The organism is Bacteroides sp. 3_1_23 (assembly GCF_000162555.1).
Taxonomy (GTDB): domain Bacteria; phylum Bacteroidota; class Bacteroidia; order Bacteroidales; family Bacteroidaceae; genus Bacteroides; species Bacteroides ovatus.
In genome coordinates, this window is the sequence record NZ_GG774953.1 from 39288 (window position 1) to 56027 (window position 16740).

Below are 16740 nucleotides of genomic sequence, written 5' to 3' on the forward strand. Positions count from 1 at the left end.
ACCTTTTAACGAACTCGATGAAACAGATGTTACAAATATGTTGCAAAAATAACAATAATTCCAAAGAATTCCCTATCGGAAGCTCACTTTTGGATATTTATTACGGTTTTAATCTTAATTTTCCTTATCAAGTAGTGAGTGCCAAGGTCAATAATCGCTCCGAGGGACTTAATTTCAGAGTATATAATAATAAGGATGTAGAGTTTCTGGATGTGAGAGATCAGTCCGGTATGCGTACTTATGTCCGTTCGCTTTGTTTTGTCTTGTTTAAGGCTGTCACGGAACTCTTTCCCGAGGGAAAATTGTTTGTGGAACATCCTGTTTCAAAAGGTTATTTCTGCAATTTGCGGATTGGACGCCCCATTGAACTCGAAGATGTGACGCGTATCAAGCAACGGATGCAGGAGATCATTGCGGAAAATATTCCTTATCACCGCATTGAATGTCATACGGCGGAAGCGGTACGGGTTTTCAGCGAGCGGGGGATGAATGATAAAGTGAGATTACTTGAAACTTCCGGTTCTCTTTATACCTATTATTATACATTGGGTGATACAATTGATTATTATTATGGTAATCTGCTTCCCAGCACCGGATATCTTAAATTGTTCGATATCGTGAAGTATTATGATGGGTTGCTACTCCGGATTCCGAGTCGTGAAAACCCAAGTATGCTCGAAGAAGTTGTGAAGCAGGAGAAGATGCTGGATGTTTTTAAGGAATATCTGAATTGGAGTTATATCATGGGGCTTAATAATGCCGGAGATTTTAATCTTGCCTGTGAAGAAGGACATGCCACTGACTTGATTAATGTGGCGGAAGCATTGCAGGAGAAAAAGATAGCGCAGATAGCCGATACTATCTTCCATCGTGGCGAGAACGGTAACCGGGTAAAACTGGTATTGATTGCCGGCCCGTCTTCTTCGGGAAAGACAACATTCAGCAAACGGCTTTCTATTCAGCTGATGACAAATGGCTTGAAGCCATTCCCGATCTCTTTGGATAATTATTTCGTAGACCGTGAAGAAACCCCTTTGGATGAAAACGGAAACTATGATTATGAATCACTTTATGCGCTCGATCTGGAATTGTTTAATCAACAGCTGCAGGCGCTTCTTCGTGGCGAGGAGGTGGAATTGCCACGTTTTAATTTCTCTCTTGGCAAAAAGGAATATAAAGGTGATAAACTGAAAATAGAAGATAATACAATTCTGATTCTGGAAGGTATTCATGCCTTAAATCCGGAACTGACACCGCATATACCAGCCGAACGGAAATTCAAGATTTATGTTTCAGCATTGACTACTATTTCGTTGGATGACCATAACTGGATTCCAACTACTGACAACCGTTTGTTGCGTCGCATCATCCGCGACTTTAATTATCGGGGATATTCTGCACGTGAAACCATATCACGCTGGCCTAGTGTACGTGCCGGTGAAGACAAATGGATATTCCCTTATCAGGAAAATGCTGATGTCATGTTTAATTCAGCGCTACTTTTTGAGTTTGCCGTACTTCGTTTACACGCTGAGCCTATTCTGATGGGTGTTCCGCGTAACTGTCCTGAATATTGTGAAGCCTACCGATTGTTGAAGTTTATCAAATATTTTGTTCCGGTACAGGATAAAGAAATTCCGCCTACTTCTTTGTTGCGTGAATTTTTAGGAGGAAGCAGCTTTAAATATTAAGCAGAAAAATTAGGATATATTCGTGAATTGTGTTTCCTTTGCAGAAAATACAAATAAACCTTTTGTTGTAGTGAAGCAAGGGAACACAAAAATAAACAATATTTGAGTGATATTTAGGGAAAGAATGTTATGGTTGTTATGCAAAACTTTAAAATATTGAACCTTTAATTACTTTTGCTGTTAAGAAGGGACTACATGCAACAAAAAAAATGTGAATATGATTTTTTATAATAGTCTTTTAGCAAAGTGGTTCTTAGGAAAAGGGAAGAAGCACTATTTTATGTTAGGCTGGTTTTTCTTTACCCGCTATAAATATCTGGAAGTCTGGGAAGATATGGAACTCCGAATTCATGCCAGACAGTATTGGGAATGTTTTTCTTTAACCCTGATACCAGCACTTATTTTATCGTTACTGTTTTCATGGTGGTGGATGGTGTTACCATTCGTGACTTATCACATACTTTATTGGTTTGAAAAGATCATCTGTCACCATTCTATCTTTAATTGGGAGGCGATGAAACATTGTGGCGATACGCTTTATCTCAGGAAGAGGAAAGCGTATGCCTGGAAAAAAGGTTACGGGAAAAAAGAATTGCCCGCATCCAGATGGAATGATTAAAACTTCACTTTAAATGCTTCTTTATCCAAAGCAGATGTCCATACTCGGTATCGTTGGAAGTCCAATGCTCATTAATGGGAGTAATCAGTGCTTCTTTCGGACAGTTTAGTACATTGTATACGATGTAGCTGGTTGTCGGAGGACATACATCATCGTTGAATCCCCATGTCATGTAGGTATCTGCTTTGATTAATTTCGCAAAGTTCACAACATCATAATAGGCCATTGTCTTTATTTTTTCAGGAGTATCCATATCTACCGAATTCCTGAAGAAATGAGGATATCCGCCGGCACGTCCGGCTTTATAGCCTGCCATATCGCTTAATGCAGGATGATTGGCGACACAAGCTGTCACCCGTTCATCCAGTCCGGCAGCGATTAATGCCAGAGCGCCTCCCTGACTACCTCCTTGTGCGATTATATTTTTGCCATCCCATTCCGGTAGGGAAGTTAGAAAGTCGATACCGCGTACACAGGCCAGATATACCCGTTTCATATAATAATTATCACGACTGTCGAGCCCATTGGTCAGGTAGCCGTTTTCTCTGCCATTGAAAGCGTTGCTGATTTCTTTGAATTCTTCTTCACTCATTTCCGGGTTGAGGCCGTGTATCTCGAATTCAAAACGGATGCATCCTTGTTCCGCATAATATTTATGGCGTAGAGGTTCTTTGATGGTTTTGATTCCTGCTCCCGGAGGGCATAAGACAACCGGGAACTTTCCTTCTTTTTTCGGATAGAATAAATATCCGTAGACGCATTGTCCACGTTTGTTCAGTTGCAATTTTACGAGATAACAGTCTATTTTATCAGTGGAATATTTTTCGACATGTTCTTTGGTATACGTTAGGGGAAACTCCTTTTGTTCCGCTTTAGCCTTTTCCCAAAATTCCTTGAAATCGGAAGGCATGGTTGTATATGGGTGAAGTTTCTCCGGTGAAAATCCTACTTTGATATGATGTGAATAGGTCTTTCCATCTACGGTTGCTTTCAGGCGGCAGTCGCGGAATCCCGGCTCTTTCATTGTGCCCACAGGAATCACCCCCCTGCCATTCTTTAAAGTTATACTTCCTTTTGTATCGGCAACAGGCATCATATCACCGCCAATTTCATAAGTGACGGTTACATTATCCCTGGGGATGCCGTATTTATAGAATTGTACTTCTACAGTTACTTTTTCTCCGGTTTTATAAAGCCAGTCGGCATGATTGGGTACGGTGACCCAAAGCACATCGCTTTTATAAGGATAGTTTTCAGCTACGGCGGACAGTAAGGAAAGTGACAATAGCCATACAGATAAAAGTAGTCTCTTCATGGTGTTATTCATTGTTTTTATATCATTAAAAAGTGAATTATTTTAATTCTGTTGCAATATTACGCAAGATTCGGGAAAAGAAGGGTAGAAAAAATGTGATTTTAGATGGACTATTTGGTACTTTGACAAAAATAGCGGAAGTTTTTCATCCGGATGAAAAGCTTCCGCTATTGATTTTGAATAGAAGAAAGGTTCTTCTTTTATTTTGATGAGGCTTTTTATCTTAAAGCTTCCACCTCTTCCGGTGTCAAAGGAATCTTCTTGCCTAATCGGCGGGCACCGGTTTCTGTAATCAGATAATCTTCCTCATTGCGGATACCACCGAAGTCCTTATAAGTCTCCACTATCTCGTAGTTGATAAAATCGGTAAATTTCTTTTCTGCTTTCCACATGTCGATCAGTTCCGGAATAAAATAAATACCCGGTTCTACCGTGTGTACAAAACCCGGTTCCAATGGAATAGCGAGGCGTTGCGATTTGCGACCGAACTGTGTGCTCTTCGGTTGACCGTTGTAACCTACCCATATCTCTCCCAGATTCTCCATATCATGTACATCCAATCCCATCATGTGACCTAGTCCGTGCGGATAGAACAACGCATGGGCACCTTCGCGTACAGCATCCTCGGTATTTCCTTTCATCAATCCGAGCGTCTTCATACCGTCCACCATGACGCGGGCTGACAGTTCGTATACGTCCATATAAGGAATACCCGGACGGAGAGCCTTTACGGATTCCAGATGCATGGCGTTCTGAATCTCGTATACTTCACGCTGACGGGTGGTGAACTTCTTATCGGCAGGAATGGTAGACGACATATCACCCGCATAACCTGACTCTACTTCTGCACCGGCATCGATTAAGAACAAATCACCCGGCTTCACTTTATTTCCGTGATAATGATTGTGCAGAGTCTGCCCGTTGATAGTGGCAATTGTAGCGAATGATAGCTGGCAGTTATTAGATTCGGCCACCCGGTTCATTTCAGCTACCACTTCATATTCGTACATACCCGGACGAAGTACTTTCATAGCTGTAATATGCATATCGGCAGTTACATCGCAAGCCTTTTCTATTTCTACGATTTCTTCTGCAGATTTATAGTTGCGTTGAGCGATCACGGCACGGATGAATGGAACAGAACCTTCCTGATGTGCGGGAGGAATACCCAGCCAGTCCATCAGTTTCAGTTTATGTTCAGGGCGGTAAGGAGGCAGATAGTGAATTGCTTTCCCTTTCTGTACACACTGATGGAGGTCGCTTACAATGTCAGCAGACGGCATCAGATTTTTTACGCCTACACGTTCGCATTTTTCGTGCAACGTCGGCTGTGATCCCATCCATACGATTGCGTCGATAGACAACTCATCACCAAAGATAATTTCTTTGTCTTCATCTATATCGATAATAGCCGAAAGTCCGGCACATGAAAGTCCGAAATAATAAAGGAAAGTGGAATCCTGACGATAACGGAATGTGTTATCTTCGTAATTCAGTCCGCACTCGTCATTTCCGAGAAATAACAACACTCCGGAGCCTAAGTTCTTTTTTAGCAGGGCTCTCCGCTGCATATACGTTTCTTTGGCAAACATATTGTCCTAGTTTTTAAGTTCGTGCAACAAAGATAACGAATTTTGTGTTATAGGATTAAAAATTATCTCCCTAATCTGTGTAATCTCTCGTTAAAAAGTTACTTTTGTAGCGAGAAACAGTAGAAAGCAAAAACGAATATGGCACAAGGTTCCCGTCAAATACAATCTCAGGCGCAACAGCAGGTACAGACGCTCTCGCCCCAGCAGATTCTGGTCGTGAAACTGTTGGAGCTTCCCGCAGTAGAGTTGGAAGACCGTATCCATGCTGAACTGCTTGAAAATCCGGCACTTGAAGAAGGTAAAGAAGAGAATGCTACGGATAATGAATATTCCGATACCGAGAATGCAGAGGATGGCATGGATAGCGATGCCAATGACTATGATTCTTTGAGTGACTATCTGACAGAAGACGATATTCCCGATTATAAATTGCAAGAGAACAACCGTTCGAAAGATGAACAAGCGGAGGATATTCCATTTTCCGACTCCACCTCTTTTTATGAAATCCTGAAAGAACAGTTGCGTGAACGCAACCTGACAGAGCACCAGTGTGACTTGGTGGAATACCTGATCGGTTCATTGGATGATGACGGATTGCTTCGCAAATCTTTGGAAAGTATCTGCGACGAACTGGCGATTTATGCCGGTATCGAATCGACCGAAGAAGAACTGGAAGAAGCATTGAACATCTTACAGGACTTCGATCCGGCAGGTATCGGTGCGCGTAGTCTTCAGGAATGTCTGTTGATACAGATTCGCCGGAAAAAAGAAGAAGAGAAAACTCCCAGTCCTATCTTGAATCTGGAAGAAAGGATTATCAGAGAATGTTACGAAGAATTCACCCGTAAACATTGGGAGAAGATTATAAAGAAACTGGATATTGATGAAGAGACTTTCCAGGAAACCATTACTGAAATAACCAAACTGAATCCACGTCCGGGTGCTTCTTTAGGAGAAGCAATTGGCAGAAATCTCCAACAAATAGTTCCTGACTTTATTGTGGAAACGTATGATGACGGAACCATCAATGTAAGTCTCAATAACCGCAATGTTCCCGAACTCCGTATGAGTCGTGACTTCACGGAAATGGTGGAGGAGCATACAAAAAACAGGGCTAACCAGTCTAAGGAATCTAAAGAAGCGATGATGTTTCTGAAACAGAAAATGGATGCGGCACAAGGATTTATCGATGCTGTCCGTCAGCGTCAGAATACCTTGATGGTTACCATGCAGGCGATTATCGACCTGCAACGTCCTTTCTTCTTGGAAGGAGATGAATCGCTATTGAAACCGATGATTCTGAAAGACGTGGCGGAACGTACGGGATTGGATATTTCGACAATCTCCCGTGTGAGTAACAGTAAATATGTACAGACGAATTACGGTATCTATCCGCTCAAATACTTTTTCAGCGACGGATATACCACAGAAGATGGCGAAGAGATGTCTGTCCGTGAGATTCGTAAGATCCTGAAAGAGTGTATTGAAGGCGAGGACAAGAAGAAACCCCTGACCGATGATGAATTGGCGGATATATTAAAGGAGAAAGGTTATCCCATTGCCCGCAGGACAGTAGCCAAATACCGTCAACAACTGAATATCCCCGTGGCGAGACTGCGGAAATAATGGATAATTGACAATGAAGAATGAGAATTGTAATTTATAATTAGTAACTAGTAATCAAAGAAGAGTGGACAGAGAGAGAGAACATATCATAGCGGATAAGACGATGTTGCAGGTGGCGAGAGTCACTTCGATGGTCTTTACTCCATTTTCTATTCCGTTTTTATCGTTTCTGGTGTTATTCCTGTTTTCTTATCTTCGTATCATGCCGATACAATATAAGTTGATAGTGTTGGGAATCGTTTACTGCTTCACCATACTGACACCTACTATTACAATTTTCTTGTTTCGTAAAATCAATGGGTTTGCCCGTCAGGAGTTGAGTGAACGTAAGAAGCGTTATGTACCTATTCTGCTGACCATCATCTCGTATGTGTTCTGCCTGCTGATGATGCGTAGGCTGAATATCCCGTGGTATATGACTGGTATCATTCTTGCTTCCCTGGTAGTGTCTATCATTTGCATTGCAGTAAACCTGAAATGGAAGTTGAGCGAACACATGGCAGGAATGGGTGGGGTGATCGGAGGCTTGATTTCTTTCAGTGCCTTGTTCGGTTACAATCCGGTCGGATGGCTATGCCTGTTTATTTTGATTGCCGGTATATTGGGTTCTGCACGCATTGTTCTGGGACATCACACGCTGGGTGAGGTGCTTTCCGGTTTTGCTGTCGGTCTGATATGTGCCCTTTTGGTACTTCATCCGGTGAGTAACATCTTATTTCGAGTATTTTTATTTTAAAACAGTATAAATCCTAAAAACTAATCATTATGAACTTTCCACAGAATTTGAAGTACACGAACGAACACGAATGGATTCGCGTTGACGGAGACATTGCATACGTTGGTATCACCGATTATGCACAGGAACAATTGGGCGATATTGTGTTCGTAGATATCCCGACTGTTGGTGAAACGTTGGAAGCCGGTGAAACTTTCGGAACGATTGAAGTAGTGAAAACTATTTCCGATCTTTTCCTGCCGATAGCAGGTGAGGTGCTCGAACAAAATGAAGCATTGGAAGAAAACCCGGAACTGGTTAATAAAGATCCCTATGGCGAAGGTTGGTTGATTAAAGTGAAGCCGGCGGATGTAAAAGCGGTGGAAGATCTACTGGATGCCGAAGCGTATAAAGCCGTGGTAAACGGATAGTGCAAACAGAAATATAACTAATATAAGTTGAATGTAGCTGAACCCCCTCTCTTCGTGAAAGGGCTGTGAAGAGGCTTTTAATTTTTATTCTATGACTCCAATTGTAAGTATTATCATGGGCAGCACGTCCGACCTTCCTGTTATGGAGAAGGCTGCACAGCTACTGAATGATATGCATGTATCGTTCGAAATGAACGCTCTTTCTGCTCACCGCACGCCCGAAGCTGTGGAAGAGTTTGCGAAGAATGCCCGCAACCGTGGCATTAAAGTAATTATCGCTGCTGCCGGAATGGCTGCCGCCCTTCCCGGTGTAATTGCGGCTAACACTACATTGCCGGTGATCGGAGTACCTGTAAAAGGTTCCGTGCTCGATGGTGTGGACGCACTTTATTCTATCATTCAGATGCCTCCGGGCATTCCTGTAGCAACGGTTGCCATCAACGGAGCGATGAATGCCGCTATCCTTGCCATCCAGATGCTGGCATTGAGCGATGAGAAACTGGCAGAAGCTTTTGCTGCTTACAAGGAAGGACTGAAAAAGAAAATCGTAAAAGCAAACGAAGAACTGAAAGAAGTGAAGTTTGAATATAAAACGAACTAATGGATCTATTCAATTATTTTCGAAGAGAAACCACAGAAGTAAATATTGGGGCTGTGCCGTTGGGCGGCCCCAATTCTATTCGTGTCCAGTCGATGACGAACACGTCTACGCAGGATACACAGGCTTGTGTGGAACAGGCGAAACGTATTGTTGATGCAGGTGGAGAGTATGTCCGCCTCACAACCCAGGGCATCAAAGAAGCCGAAAACTTGATGAACATTAATATCGGACTGCGTAGCCAGAGATATATGGTTCCGTTGGTTGCCGATGTGCATTTCAATCCGAAAGTGGCAGACGTGGCTGCTCAATACGCAGAAAAGGTGCGAATCAATCCGGGAAATTATGTAGATGCTGCGCGTACTTTTAAAAAACTGGAATATACAGACGAGGAGTATGCGCAGGAAATACAGAAAATCCATGACCGGTTTGTCCCGTTCCTGAATATCTGTAAAGAGAATCACACGGCTATCCGGATTGGAGTAAATCATGGCTCTCTGTCCGATCGTATCATGTCCCGTTATGGCGATACCCCCGCAGGAATGGTAGAGTCCTGCATGGAGTTTCTCCGTATCTGTGTAGAGGAAAACTTCACGGATGTGGTGATTTCCATCAAGGCTTCTAATACGGTGGTCATGGTAAAAACTGTCCGCCTGTTGGTAGACGTCATGGAAAAAGAAGGGATGGCTTTCCCATTACACCTCGGGGTGACAGAAGCCGGAGATGGAGAAGACGGACGTATCAAGTCCGCCCTTGGCATCGGTGCGCTGTTGAGTGACGGATTGGGAGATACTATTCGGGTATCTTTGAGCGAAGCTCCTGAAGCTGAAATCCCGGTGGCCCGTAAACTGGTGGATTATGTTCTGTTGAGGCAGGATCATCCTTATATCCCGGGATTGGAAGCACCGGAATTCAATTATCTGTCTCCCGAACGTCGCAAGACAAAAGCCGTCCGTAATATCGGAGGTGAACATGTACCTGTGGTTATTGCCGACCGCATGGACGGGAAGACAGAGGTAAACCCGCAATTCACACCGGACTATATTTACGCCGGAAGAACCTTGCCCGATCAACGGGAAGACGGAGTAGAATATATTCTTGATGCGGATGTATGGCAGGGAGAAGACGGAAGCTGGCCTGCATTCAATCATGCACAGCTGCCTTTAATGGGAGAATGCAATGCAGAGCTTAAATTCCTGTTTATGCCCTACATGGCACAAACGGATGAAGTGATAGCCTGTCTGAAACATCATCCGGAGGTAGTGATTGTTTCCCAAAGCAATCACCCGAACCGTTTGGGTGAGCACCGTGCACTGGTACATCAACTAATGACGGAAGGTTTACAAAATCCGGTTGTCTTCTTCCAGCATTATTCGGAAGATGATGCGGAGAATTTGCAGATAAAGTCCGCAGCCGATATGGGAGCCTTGATTTTTGACGGTCTTTGTGATGGCATCTTCCTGTTCAATCAGGGGAACTTGAGCCATGCCGTCGTTGATGCTACTGCTTTCGGAATCTTGCAGGCCGGACGTACCCGTACCTCCAAAACAGAATATATATCTTGTCCCGGTTGCGGCCGTACACTTTACGACTTGGAAAAGACTATTGCCCGTATCAAGGCAGCCACTTCACATTTGAAAGGGCTGAAGATCGGCATCATGGGGTGTATCGTGAATGGTCCCGGTGAGATGGCAGATGCAGACTACGGCTATGTAGGAGCAGGACGGGGGAAAATCAGTCTCTATAAAGGCAAGGTGTGCGTAGAGAAAAATATTCCTGAAGAAGAAGCGGTAGAACGACTTCTGGAGTTTATCCGGACAGACCGGGAAGAAAACCAACAATGATATTATATTGGGCACGGAATACAGGTGATGGGGTACTGATCTCATAGAAAACCTGTCATCCGTGCCTAACTATGTACTACATATCTTCCAATGACAAACACATTGTTTCAATAGTATAACGAGGCAATAGCTTTTTCTTCAAATGTTCAACTTTCTGTTCCAGCAACTCTGGCTTAAAGTTTTTACGTTGGCGTTTTACTTCAGCAACTACTGCTTTGTTTTTTTCAAGACAGAGTGCAACAATATCTATTTCGTTTTGATTCCCTTTGGTTTCCCACCATGACCCGATAGCGCGGAATTGATAACTTTCAGCGAATTTCTGTTTGAAGTAAAGTTCTAATATCTTTCCGCTGTAGGTTGGATAATCAGTTTCTATGATATTACGCAGCCCTACAAAGTTTTTAATTTCTATCAATGAACGGTTACGATCGAAGTAATTGAACCAGAACCTGATAAAATTATCGCATATTTCATATCGGACAGTCGTCGAGTTCTCTTTTGCTAAAATGGGACGTTGACGTATGATAATATTATAATCGTCTATCAGACGTTTCAGATAGCCACCTGCGCTTTTTTCTCCTAGTGCTGCCTCAATTTCTGCTTGTGTATTTCTGCCTCCGGCAATTGCACTTAAAATAGAAAAGTAGGTTCCGTAATTTTTCCCGAATTCTTCTATCAACAAATTTTTTCCTTCTTCGGTAAAGGGAGAATTATCGCGAGCCATAAAATGGATCATACTTTCCACGTGAAGCGTATGGTTGTCGCAAAAAAGTTCCACGTATTTAGGCACCCCGCCAGTAAAAGTATAAAGTGCTAAAAGATCATCATTCGAATGTGTCGGGGCATATTCATACATGATTTCTTTTAGAACAGAGAGACTGAAAGCTGACAACTTGATTATGTTATCGGCTCTTCCGAAGAGTGGCTCTTTGTTGTTTTGGAAAATTTTTTGCATAAGAGAGTAGATGGAACCACTGACAATTAAATTCATGTGTGAGGACTTCCGATATTGGTCCCAAATATTTTGCATATCGCTGAATATGGATTCATTAATAGTATAGAATTCCTGAAATTCATCAATAACCAGGTTGAAAGTCCGTTGTGTCGAAAGCTGCATTAGGTATTGGAATAAGTTTCGGAAACTTCGGATTTCTGTCGGAACAAAGATTTGCAGGGCTTGTGCGATAAGTGGGATGAATTCTTCGCACAAAGTTGCTTCATTTTTGCGCCCTATAAATAAGTAGACAGTGGGAGTCTGTTCAACGGCTTTCATGATGAGGCTCGTCTTCCCAATTCTACGGCGACCGGTAACGACTGTCATTCTTGAACTTTCCTCAAATGCCAATTGCTGAATTCGTTTTAGCTCTTTTAGTTCTTCTTCTCTATTATAAAACCTCATAATCAGTGAATTATATTAGTAACTGTGGTTACTGTAACCACGGTTACAAAGATATTTATTCTTAAGGGAACGGCAAACTTTTTCTTTCTTTTTATAAATTCTTTATCCTTCCCTGGAAAAAAGATGTGTCAAAGATAAGGTACATCTCCTTTTCGGGTAGTCCGTGTGGTATGGGCTATATAGGAAATATTAGCTATAGTTGGAAAGAAAAAGGGTGTATTGCTTAATATATTGAGCATAATTTCGCTATATTTGTGCAATATAAAAAGCATATTTTATGGAAAAACGGATAATAAAGGCAATTATAGCCGAACGTCAGCAAGAAATCGGTAAGATTCAGTTGGTTGAAAGACCGATCTATTTTGAGGAGCAGGCGAATTATGTTCTGGTCGGTATTCGTCGGGCGGGTAAATCTTATCAGATGTATCAGGATATACAGAATCTTGTGAGATCGGGCAAGGCGACCCTTGAAGATTGCCTTTATATTAATTTTGAAGATGAACGTATCTCTTCCATTGAGGCTTCAGAACTGGGACTTCTGTTGGAATGTTATGCTGAAATGTATGATAACCGCAAACCCTTGGTTTATCTTGATGAGATTCAGAATATTGAAGGATGGGAAAAATTCGCTCGTAGACTGGCAGATTCTAAATATAGGGTTTTCATAACCGGAAGCAATGCGAGAATGCTTAGCAGGGATATTGCCACTACTTTAGGCGGACGGTATATCATACGGGAAGTATTTCCTTTTTCATTTGCCGAGTATTTGACTTTTCATCAAATTCACTTGAAGACAAACTGGGAATTTGATCCGGAGCAACGGTTGGAGGTCATTAAATTATTCAATACCTATTTCCATTTCGGCGGTTTTGCCGAAATGTTCTCTCTGACAGATAAACGGGAATGGATTAATTCGTTATATCAAAAGATTTTGTTGGGGGATATTATAGCACGTAACGAGATTCGCAATAGTGGCGCTATCCGCCTGCTAGCAAAGAAACTTGCTGAAAGTGTCATGCAGCCAACTACACAGACACGACTATTGCATATTGTAAAATCTTCAGGTAGTGGCATCAGCCGTAATACATTGGCGGATTATCTGACTTATATGAATGATGTCTATCTGACTTTTAATATTCCTAATTTTACAGATTCGGTAGCTGAACGTATGTCTAGTTGTAAAAGATATTTTTATGACAATGGACTGCTTGGTAATTTTCTGATTAATGCCGAAACTAAGTTGTTGGAGAATATTGTAGCTATAAATTTGATAGAACGGTATGGAAAAGAGGAAGATAGAGTGTTCTTTTATCATAAAGGTGTGGAGGTGGATTTTTATATTCCTGATGAAGAAATGGCTATACAAGTATCATATAGCATTGATGATCCGCTCACTCGGGAACGGGAAATCAGGGCTTTATGTAAAATGTCGGAAGTTTTTGGCATCAAAAAAGCCTTTGTCATTACTTGGGATGAGGAAAGGACTGTTTCAGCAGATGAGTTGGACATAGAAGTCGTACCTGTTTGGAAATGGTTGTTGCGGTAGGGAGAGGCACGAAACATTTGTCGCTATGTTGGAATAAATAGTCTGGTTATTATTTTGAGGAATGTTCAGAAAAATAAAGTGCGATATAAATTGTATGGCTGATAATTTGCTGTAACTTTGCTCTGCCAAATAGGAAATAAAACTTGGAATAATAATGGAAGATAATTTTGACTATCAGTCAGTGCCTTATAGTTTCGCTCATTGCTTTAACAGCCGATGTCCGAAAGGAGAAAAATGCCTGCATCGTTTGGTGGCAATGCATAGTACCGACCAGTATCCCACTCTGTCTGTGGTAAATCCCAATTGCATCCCGGAAGATGCGAATGCTTGTTCTTTTTATAAGCCGGTACAGAAAATACGTGTAGCGTGGGGAGTCAGGCACTTGTTGGATAACGTGCCCCATAAGGATGCGGAACAACTTAAAAGCTTGATGTTAAGCCATTTCGGACGGGGAATGTATTACCGCTTCTATCGTAAAGAGAAATATCTCGCTCCGGAACAACAGGAATATATCCGGCGGATTTTCCGCCAAAAAGGAATAACGGAAGAACCTGCATTTGATTCCTACACAGAAGAATATAAATGGTAATTATCTTGCACCTTGCACTTTTGACTGTTAATGGCTTGAATACGAATTGATTGGTGGCGTGCAAGATATGGTTGCAGATGCGTGTAAGATAAAGTGTCTTGCACGCATCTGTTTGTATTATGAAAGCCTTACAACATGGTAGAGAGTGCCTCGGTTGGCACGTTTGGAAGGTATATTGTGTTTGCAGAGTATCCGGCCGAATACGCTTGTCCGTTTATTAGACAATGATATAGTGCTGTTTTTGTTGATATCTTCCAGTATTTCTGCCGGAGAAAGCCATTCACCACCTTCTTCCTGCTCTTTGGCCGGACGAAAATAACGATAGAACAGTTGCTCTTCGGGTGTAGTCTGTTCAAACTCCCGGTTGTTTTCTGTCATCATCCGTTCCTCTTCCCGGTCAAACCAATAACGTTCGTTATGATCCAGTTCATACATGGCTTGTGCATAGAGTTGTTCATAATCTATGGCATGACTGTTGTCTATTGTATCCGTCACTTCTATACAGATAAAACGGCGGCTGCCCGAAGGATCGGTGAGCAAGTCTTTCTGGTTACTTGTAGCGATGAATGATGCATAGCGCCGCATTTCCAACACGGCATTCCCGTAGGGTTTGCGCATATTTACCACCGGTTTTTGAAGAATATGTTTCAAGTATCCTTGCTGATTGGCGCTTATCTGGTCGAACTCGTCAATATTGATTAGTGCAAACCGGTTAAGGTACCTTTCGGCTTCCTTTTTCTGTGAGAAATCAATGCTGTCCGTATAATATGCCCGTATGGCAGGCGGGATAATGCTCCGGCAAAATGTAGATTTACGAGTTCCTTGTCCGCCGACCAATAGGGGAGACACATTGTTTGCATATTTTTTATCCGTTCCACGCCAGTGCATCACCATATTAAGGAACCAACGGTGAAACAATTCCGTCCAGTAGGGATTCTTACAGGGCACTGTTTGCGCCAGTCCACGGATACGGTCGCGTCCGTCCCAGACCGGGAGATGGTAAAGGAATTCTTCCAACGGATTGAATACCGGTACACGGTTGGAGTAGATATATCGGCTGATGTCTCTGTCCCACAAGGGGATACCTTCAGCTTGTGCGTCCAGTGCGATGCTGTTTAATACCCGTTTGTCAATCGGATTGAAGTAAAAACGGAATGAGTTTCGTTCGCGGTATTCCACCTCACCTATTTGGGTGTTGTAGCGGAATTCATAGCGTCGTTTCATAAATTCCTCGGTTTGAAAAGCCAGTGCCTGTTCTTTACCCAGGCTGCTTTTCTTGCCAAATCCTTCACACTCGTCATATACATTTCTGATTAACTGGCGGATAATCGCTTCCTGATTTCGCAAGTAGTAGTGAAAAATAGTACGTTTCACCGTTTCTTCTTCAGGAATACCCGACTGGAAACAGTTGACGGCCAATTGTGTCACTACTGCCTGAAAGTCTCCCTCTCTCGGGCGGGCGCCTTCGTCTTCTGCTTTGTAAATCTCTTCATGAGTTTTCCTCAATGCCGCTTCAAAGAGCATAAATAGAGCTTTCTCCGTATCGTATCCCGGTACCGCTCGTGTCAGTGGCGACTTTTCCGAATGTACGGCTTCCCGATAAGATAGTTCCTCGGGCATTCCCATGGGCTGTGACAGATAAAACGGTACGGCATTCGGCCTGTACATGAGTTCTGTATCGTATGATAGTCGTGAATATTGTTCCAGCGTAGGTTCTTTCGATAAGATATTGAATGGAATTTGTGGTTGGTAACATTTCACGGCAAGCCGGTAGGCATGTGCATGGAATATTTCCGCTTCCTCTCTTTTTTGAGGAAGCGAATTGTCGGGGCGGGTAAATTTCACCCAGATCTTTACGCTCCGTTTGCTCGAACCGGTAAAAGCGCAGTACGTTTGCGGCTGTTCCCAAGCGAGTTGTTTCACTAATGCGATTTCTGAACTGCCTGCGAGCGGGCCGACGGTGAGTTCTACTATCCCGTTGTAACTTTTCATCTGTATGCCACCTTCCGTTCTGCGGAATTCTGCGGCAGGAAGAATCTTCGGCAATTTGTCTGCTTCATAGCAGCGTGAGTCGGGGAGGCTATATCGTAACACTTCTCTGAAAGCGGATACAGGCTGTGCCTTTGTTTCAGTTCGTGTTTTTTCTATCCATGTTTCAATTTCCATTGTAGTTAATGCAGTGGATTTGTCCTTGACTCTCAATTGAGTAACCTTCATCTTTTTTGTTGATTTAAATAGTTTATAAAGGTAACCATAACTATCCGGTCTGACAAGTAAATCCGGTTGTTTTATCCGTCAACTAGGACTTTTCCGTCATTACTGAACAGCTTGTTTCCGGTTGATTGCTGTTCCGGTTTGTTTCAAATGCTTGAAACACTTTGTTTAATTGCTTGAAACAAAGTGTTCACTATAGCGAAACACATTGTTTAGATATAGCAAACACTTTGTTCCAAAGCATGAAAACAGATTGTTTCTCGGCATGAACAACTCATTCTCTGCATAGATTCTATAAATTAATGCGTATCTTCCGTGGATGTAGTGCAGTTCTTTTTGAGTTTTATTCAGCGTGTAAGATATAGGTATCTTGCACGCATCTGCAACCGTATCTTGCACTCGATTAGAGTGTTGTATATTAGGGAAATAAGGCGAAAAAGTGCAAGGTGCAAGATGTTTCTGTGTTTTTCAAACTTTATTGTAGGGGGATTCAAGTGCACATCTTTACAAAAATAGAGGGGAACTCCTGAATGAATCCATTTGTTCCCCTCGAGGGTATAG

At 42.4% G+C, this 16740-nt stretch carries 13 protein-coding genes; 9 read left to right on the forward strand and 4 right to left on the reverse strand.

Annotated elements, in window-relative coordinates; translation table 11 throughout:
• The first annotated feature begins 17 nt into the window (after positions 1-17).
• Positions 18-1691, forward strand: coding sequence for a nucleoside kinase (locus HMPREF9010_RS09320; RefSeq protein WP_004296239.1), 1674 nt, complete (start codon positions 18-20; stop codon positions 1689-1691).
• 217 nt (positions 1692-1908) lie between these two features.
• Positions 1909-2310 carry a hypothetical protein gene (locus tag HMPREF9010_RS09315; RefSeq protein ID WP_004306977.1) on the forward strand — a complete coding sequence of 134 codons (402 nt, stop codon included), beginning with the start codon at positions 1909-1911 and terminating at the stop codon, positions 2308-2310.
• A 4-nt stretch (positions 2311-2314) separates the two neighbouring features.
• On the opposite strand, the gene HMPREF9010_RS09310 is transcribed toward HMPREF9010_RS09315, so the two are convergent.
• Positions 2315-3625, reverse strand: a complete 1311-nt coding sequence (locus HMPREF9010_RS09310) for an acetylxylan esterase (protein WP_032852799.1) — start codon at positions 3623-3625, stop codon at positions 2315-2317.
• A 218-nt stretch (positions 3626-3843) separates the two neighbouring features.
• Positions 3844-5217, reverse strand: a complete 1374-nt coding sequence (locus tag HMPREF9010_RS09305; protein ID WP_004311953.1) for an aminopeptidase P family protein — start codon at positions 5215-5217, stop codon at positions 3844-3846.
• A 138-nt stretch (positions 5218-5355) separates the two neighbouring features.
• Here HMPREF9010_RS09305 and rpoN point away from each other — a divergent pair, with 138 nt between their 5' ends.
• The 5 genes from rpoN to HMPREF9010_RS09280 all read left to right on the forward strand — a co-directional run bounded on the left by rpoN (position 5356) and on the right by HMPREF9010_RS09280 (position 10431).
• Positions 5356-6843, forward strand: a complete 1488-nt coding sequence (gene rpoN, locus HMPREF9010_RS09300; RefSeq protein ID WP_004296234.1) for an RNA polymerase factor sigma-54 — start codon at positions 5356-5358, stop codon at positions 6841-6843.
• 64 nt (positions 6844-6907) lie between these two features.
• Positions 6908-7579: a phosphatase PAP2 family protein gene (locus tag HMPREF9010_RS09295; protein WP_004296233.1), complete on the forward strand. Its 672-nt coding sequence runs from the start codon at positions 6908-6910 to the stop codon at positions 7577-7579.
• A gap of 29 nt (positions 7580-7608) precedes the next feature.
• Positions 7609-7989, forward strand: coding sequence for a glycine cleavage system protein GcvH (gcvH, locus tag HMPREF9010_RS09290; RefSeq protein ID WP_004296232.1), 381 nt, complete (start codon positions 7609-7611; stop codon positions 7987-7989).
• Positions 7990-8080: 91 nt separating this feature from the next.
• A complete protein-coding gene (gene purE, locus HMPREF9010_RS09285; RefSeq protein ID WP_008649796.1) occupies positions 8081-8590 on the forward strand; it encodes a 5-(carboxyamino)imidazole ribonucleotide mutase in 510 nt (169 codons plus the stop codon).
• Positions 8590-10431, forward strand: a complete 1842-nt coding sequence (locus HMPREF9010_RS09280; protein WP_008649798.1) for a 4-hydroxy-3-methylbut-2-en-1-yl diphosphate synthase — start codon at positions 8590-8592, stop codon at positions 10429-10431. The genes purE and HMPREF9010_RS09280 overlap by 1 nt, the downstream gene beginning before the upstream one ends.
• Positions 10432-10507: 76 nt before the next feature.
• On the opposite strand, the gene HMPREF9010_RS09275 is transcribed toward HMPREF9010_RS09280, so the two are convergent.
• Complete coding sequence (locus tag HMPREF9010_RS09275; protein WP_008649799.1) at positions 10508-11830, reverse strand: ATP-binding protein; 1323 nt, start codon at positions 11828-11830, stop codon at positions 10508-10510.
• 277 nt (positions 11831-12107) lie between these two features.
• Between HMPREF9010_RS09275 and HMPREF9010_RS09270 the strand changes: the two genes are divergently transcribed.
• Positions 12108-13376, forward strand: a complete 1269-nt coding sequence (locus HMPREF9010_RS09270) for an ATP-binding protein (RefSeq protein WP_008649801.1) — start codon at positions 12108-12110, stop codon at positions 13374-13376.
• Between the two features lie 154 nt (positions 13377-13530).
• Complete coding sequence (locus tag HMPREF9010_RS09265; protein ID WP_008649802.1) at positions 13531-13965, forward strand: DUF6078 family protein; 435 nt, start codon at positions 13531-13533, stop codon at positions 13963-13965.
• A 117-nt stretch (positions 13966-14082) separates the two neighbouring features.
• Here HMPREF9010_RS09265 and HMPREF9010_RS09260 read toward each other — a convergent pair whose 3' ends face one another.
• On the reverse strand, positions 14083-16182 hold the full coding sequence (locus tag HMPREF9010_RS09260) for a BT4734/BF3469 family protein (RefSeq protein ID WP_008649803.1): 2100 nt from the start codon (positions 16180-16182) through the stop codon (positions 14083-14085).
• Positions 16183-16740 lie beyond the last annotated feature (558 nt).

What these genes read in the sequence shown, in the direction of transcription:
- HMPREF9010_RS09320 (WP_004296239.1), top strand. Translation starts at nt 18, where the DNA reads ATGAAACAGATGTTACAAATATGTTGCAAAAATAACAATAATTCCAAA.
- HMPREF9010_RS09315 (WP_004306977.1), top strand. Translation starts at nt 1,909, where the DNA reads ATGATTTTTTATAATAGTCTTTTAGCAAAGTGGTTCTTAGGAAAAGGG.
- HMPREF9010_RS09310 (WP_032852799.1), bottom strand. Translation starts at nt 3,625, where the DNA reads ATGAAGAGACTACTTTTATCTGTATGGCTATTGTCACTTTCCTTACTG.
- HMPREF9010_RS09305 (WP_004311953.1), bottom strand. Translation starts at nt 5,217, where the DNA reads ATGTTTGCCAAAGAAACGTATATGCAGCGGAGAGCCCTGCTAAAAAAG.
- rpoN (WP_004296234.1), top strand. Translation starts at nt 5,356, where the DNA reads ATGGCACAAGGTTCCCGTCAAATACAATCTCAGGCGCAACAGCAGGTA.
- gcvH (WP_004296232.1), top strand. Translation starts at nt 7,609, where the DNA reads ATGAACTTTCCACAGAATTTGAAGTACACGAACGAACACGAATGGATT.
- purE (WP_008649796.1), top strand. Translation starts at nt 8,081, where the DNA reads ATGACTCCAATTGTAAGTATTATCATGGGCAGCACGTCCGACCTTCCT.
- HMPREF9010_RS09280 (WP_008649798.1), top strand. Translation starts at nt 8,590, where the DNA reads ATGGATCTATTCAATTATTTTCGAAGAGAAACCACAGAAGTAAATATT.
- HMPREF9010_RS09275 (WP_008649799.1), bottom strand. Translation starts at nt 11,830, where the DNA reads ATGAGGTTTTATAATAGAGAAGAAGAACTAAAAGAGCTAAAACGAATT.
- HMPREF9010_RS09270 (WP_008649801.1), top strand. Translation starts at nt 12,108, where the DNA reads ATGGAAAAACGGATAATAAAGGCAATTATAGCCGAACGTCAGCAAGAA.
- HMPREF9010_RS09265 (WP_008649802.1), top strand. Translation starts at nt 13,531, where the DNA reads ATGGAAGATAATTTTGACTATCAGTCAGTGCCTTATAGTTTCGCTCAT.
- HMPREF9010_RS09260 (WP_008649803.1), bottom strand. Translation starts at nt 16,182, where the DNA reads ATGAAGGTTACTCAATTGAGAGTCAAGGACAAATCCACTGCATTAACT.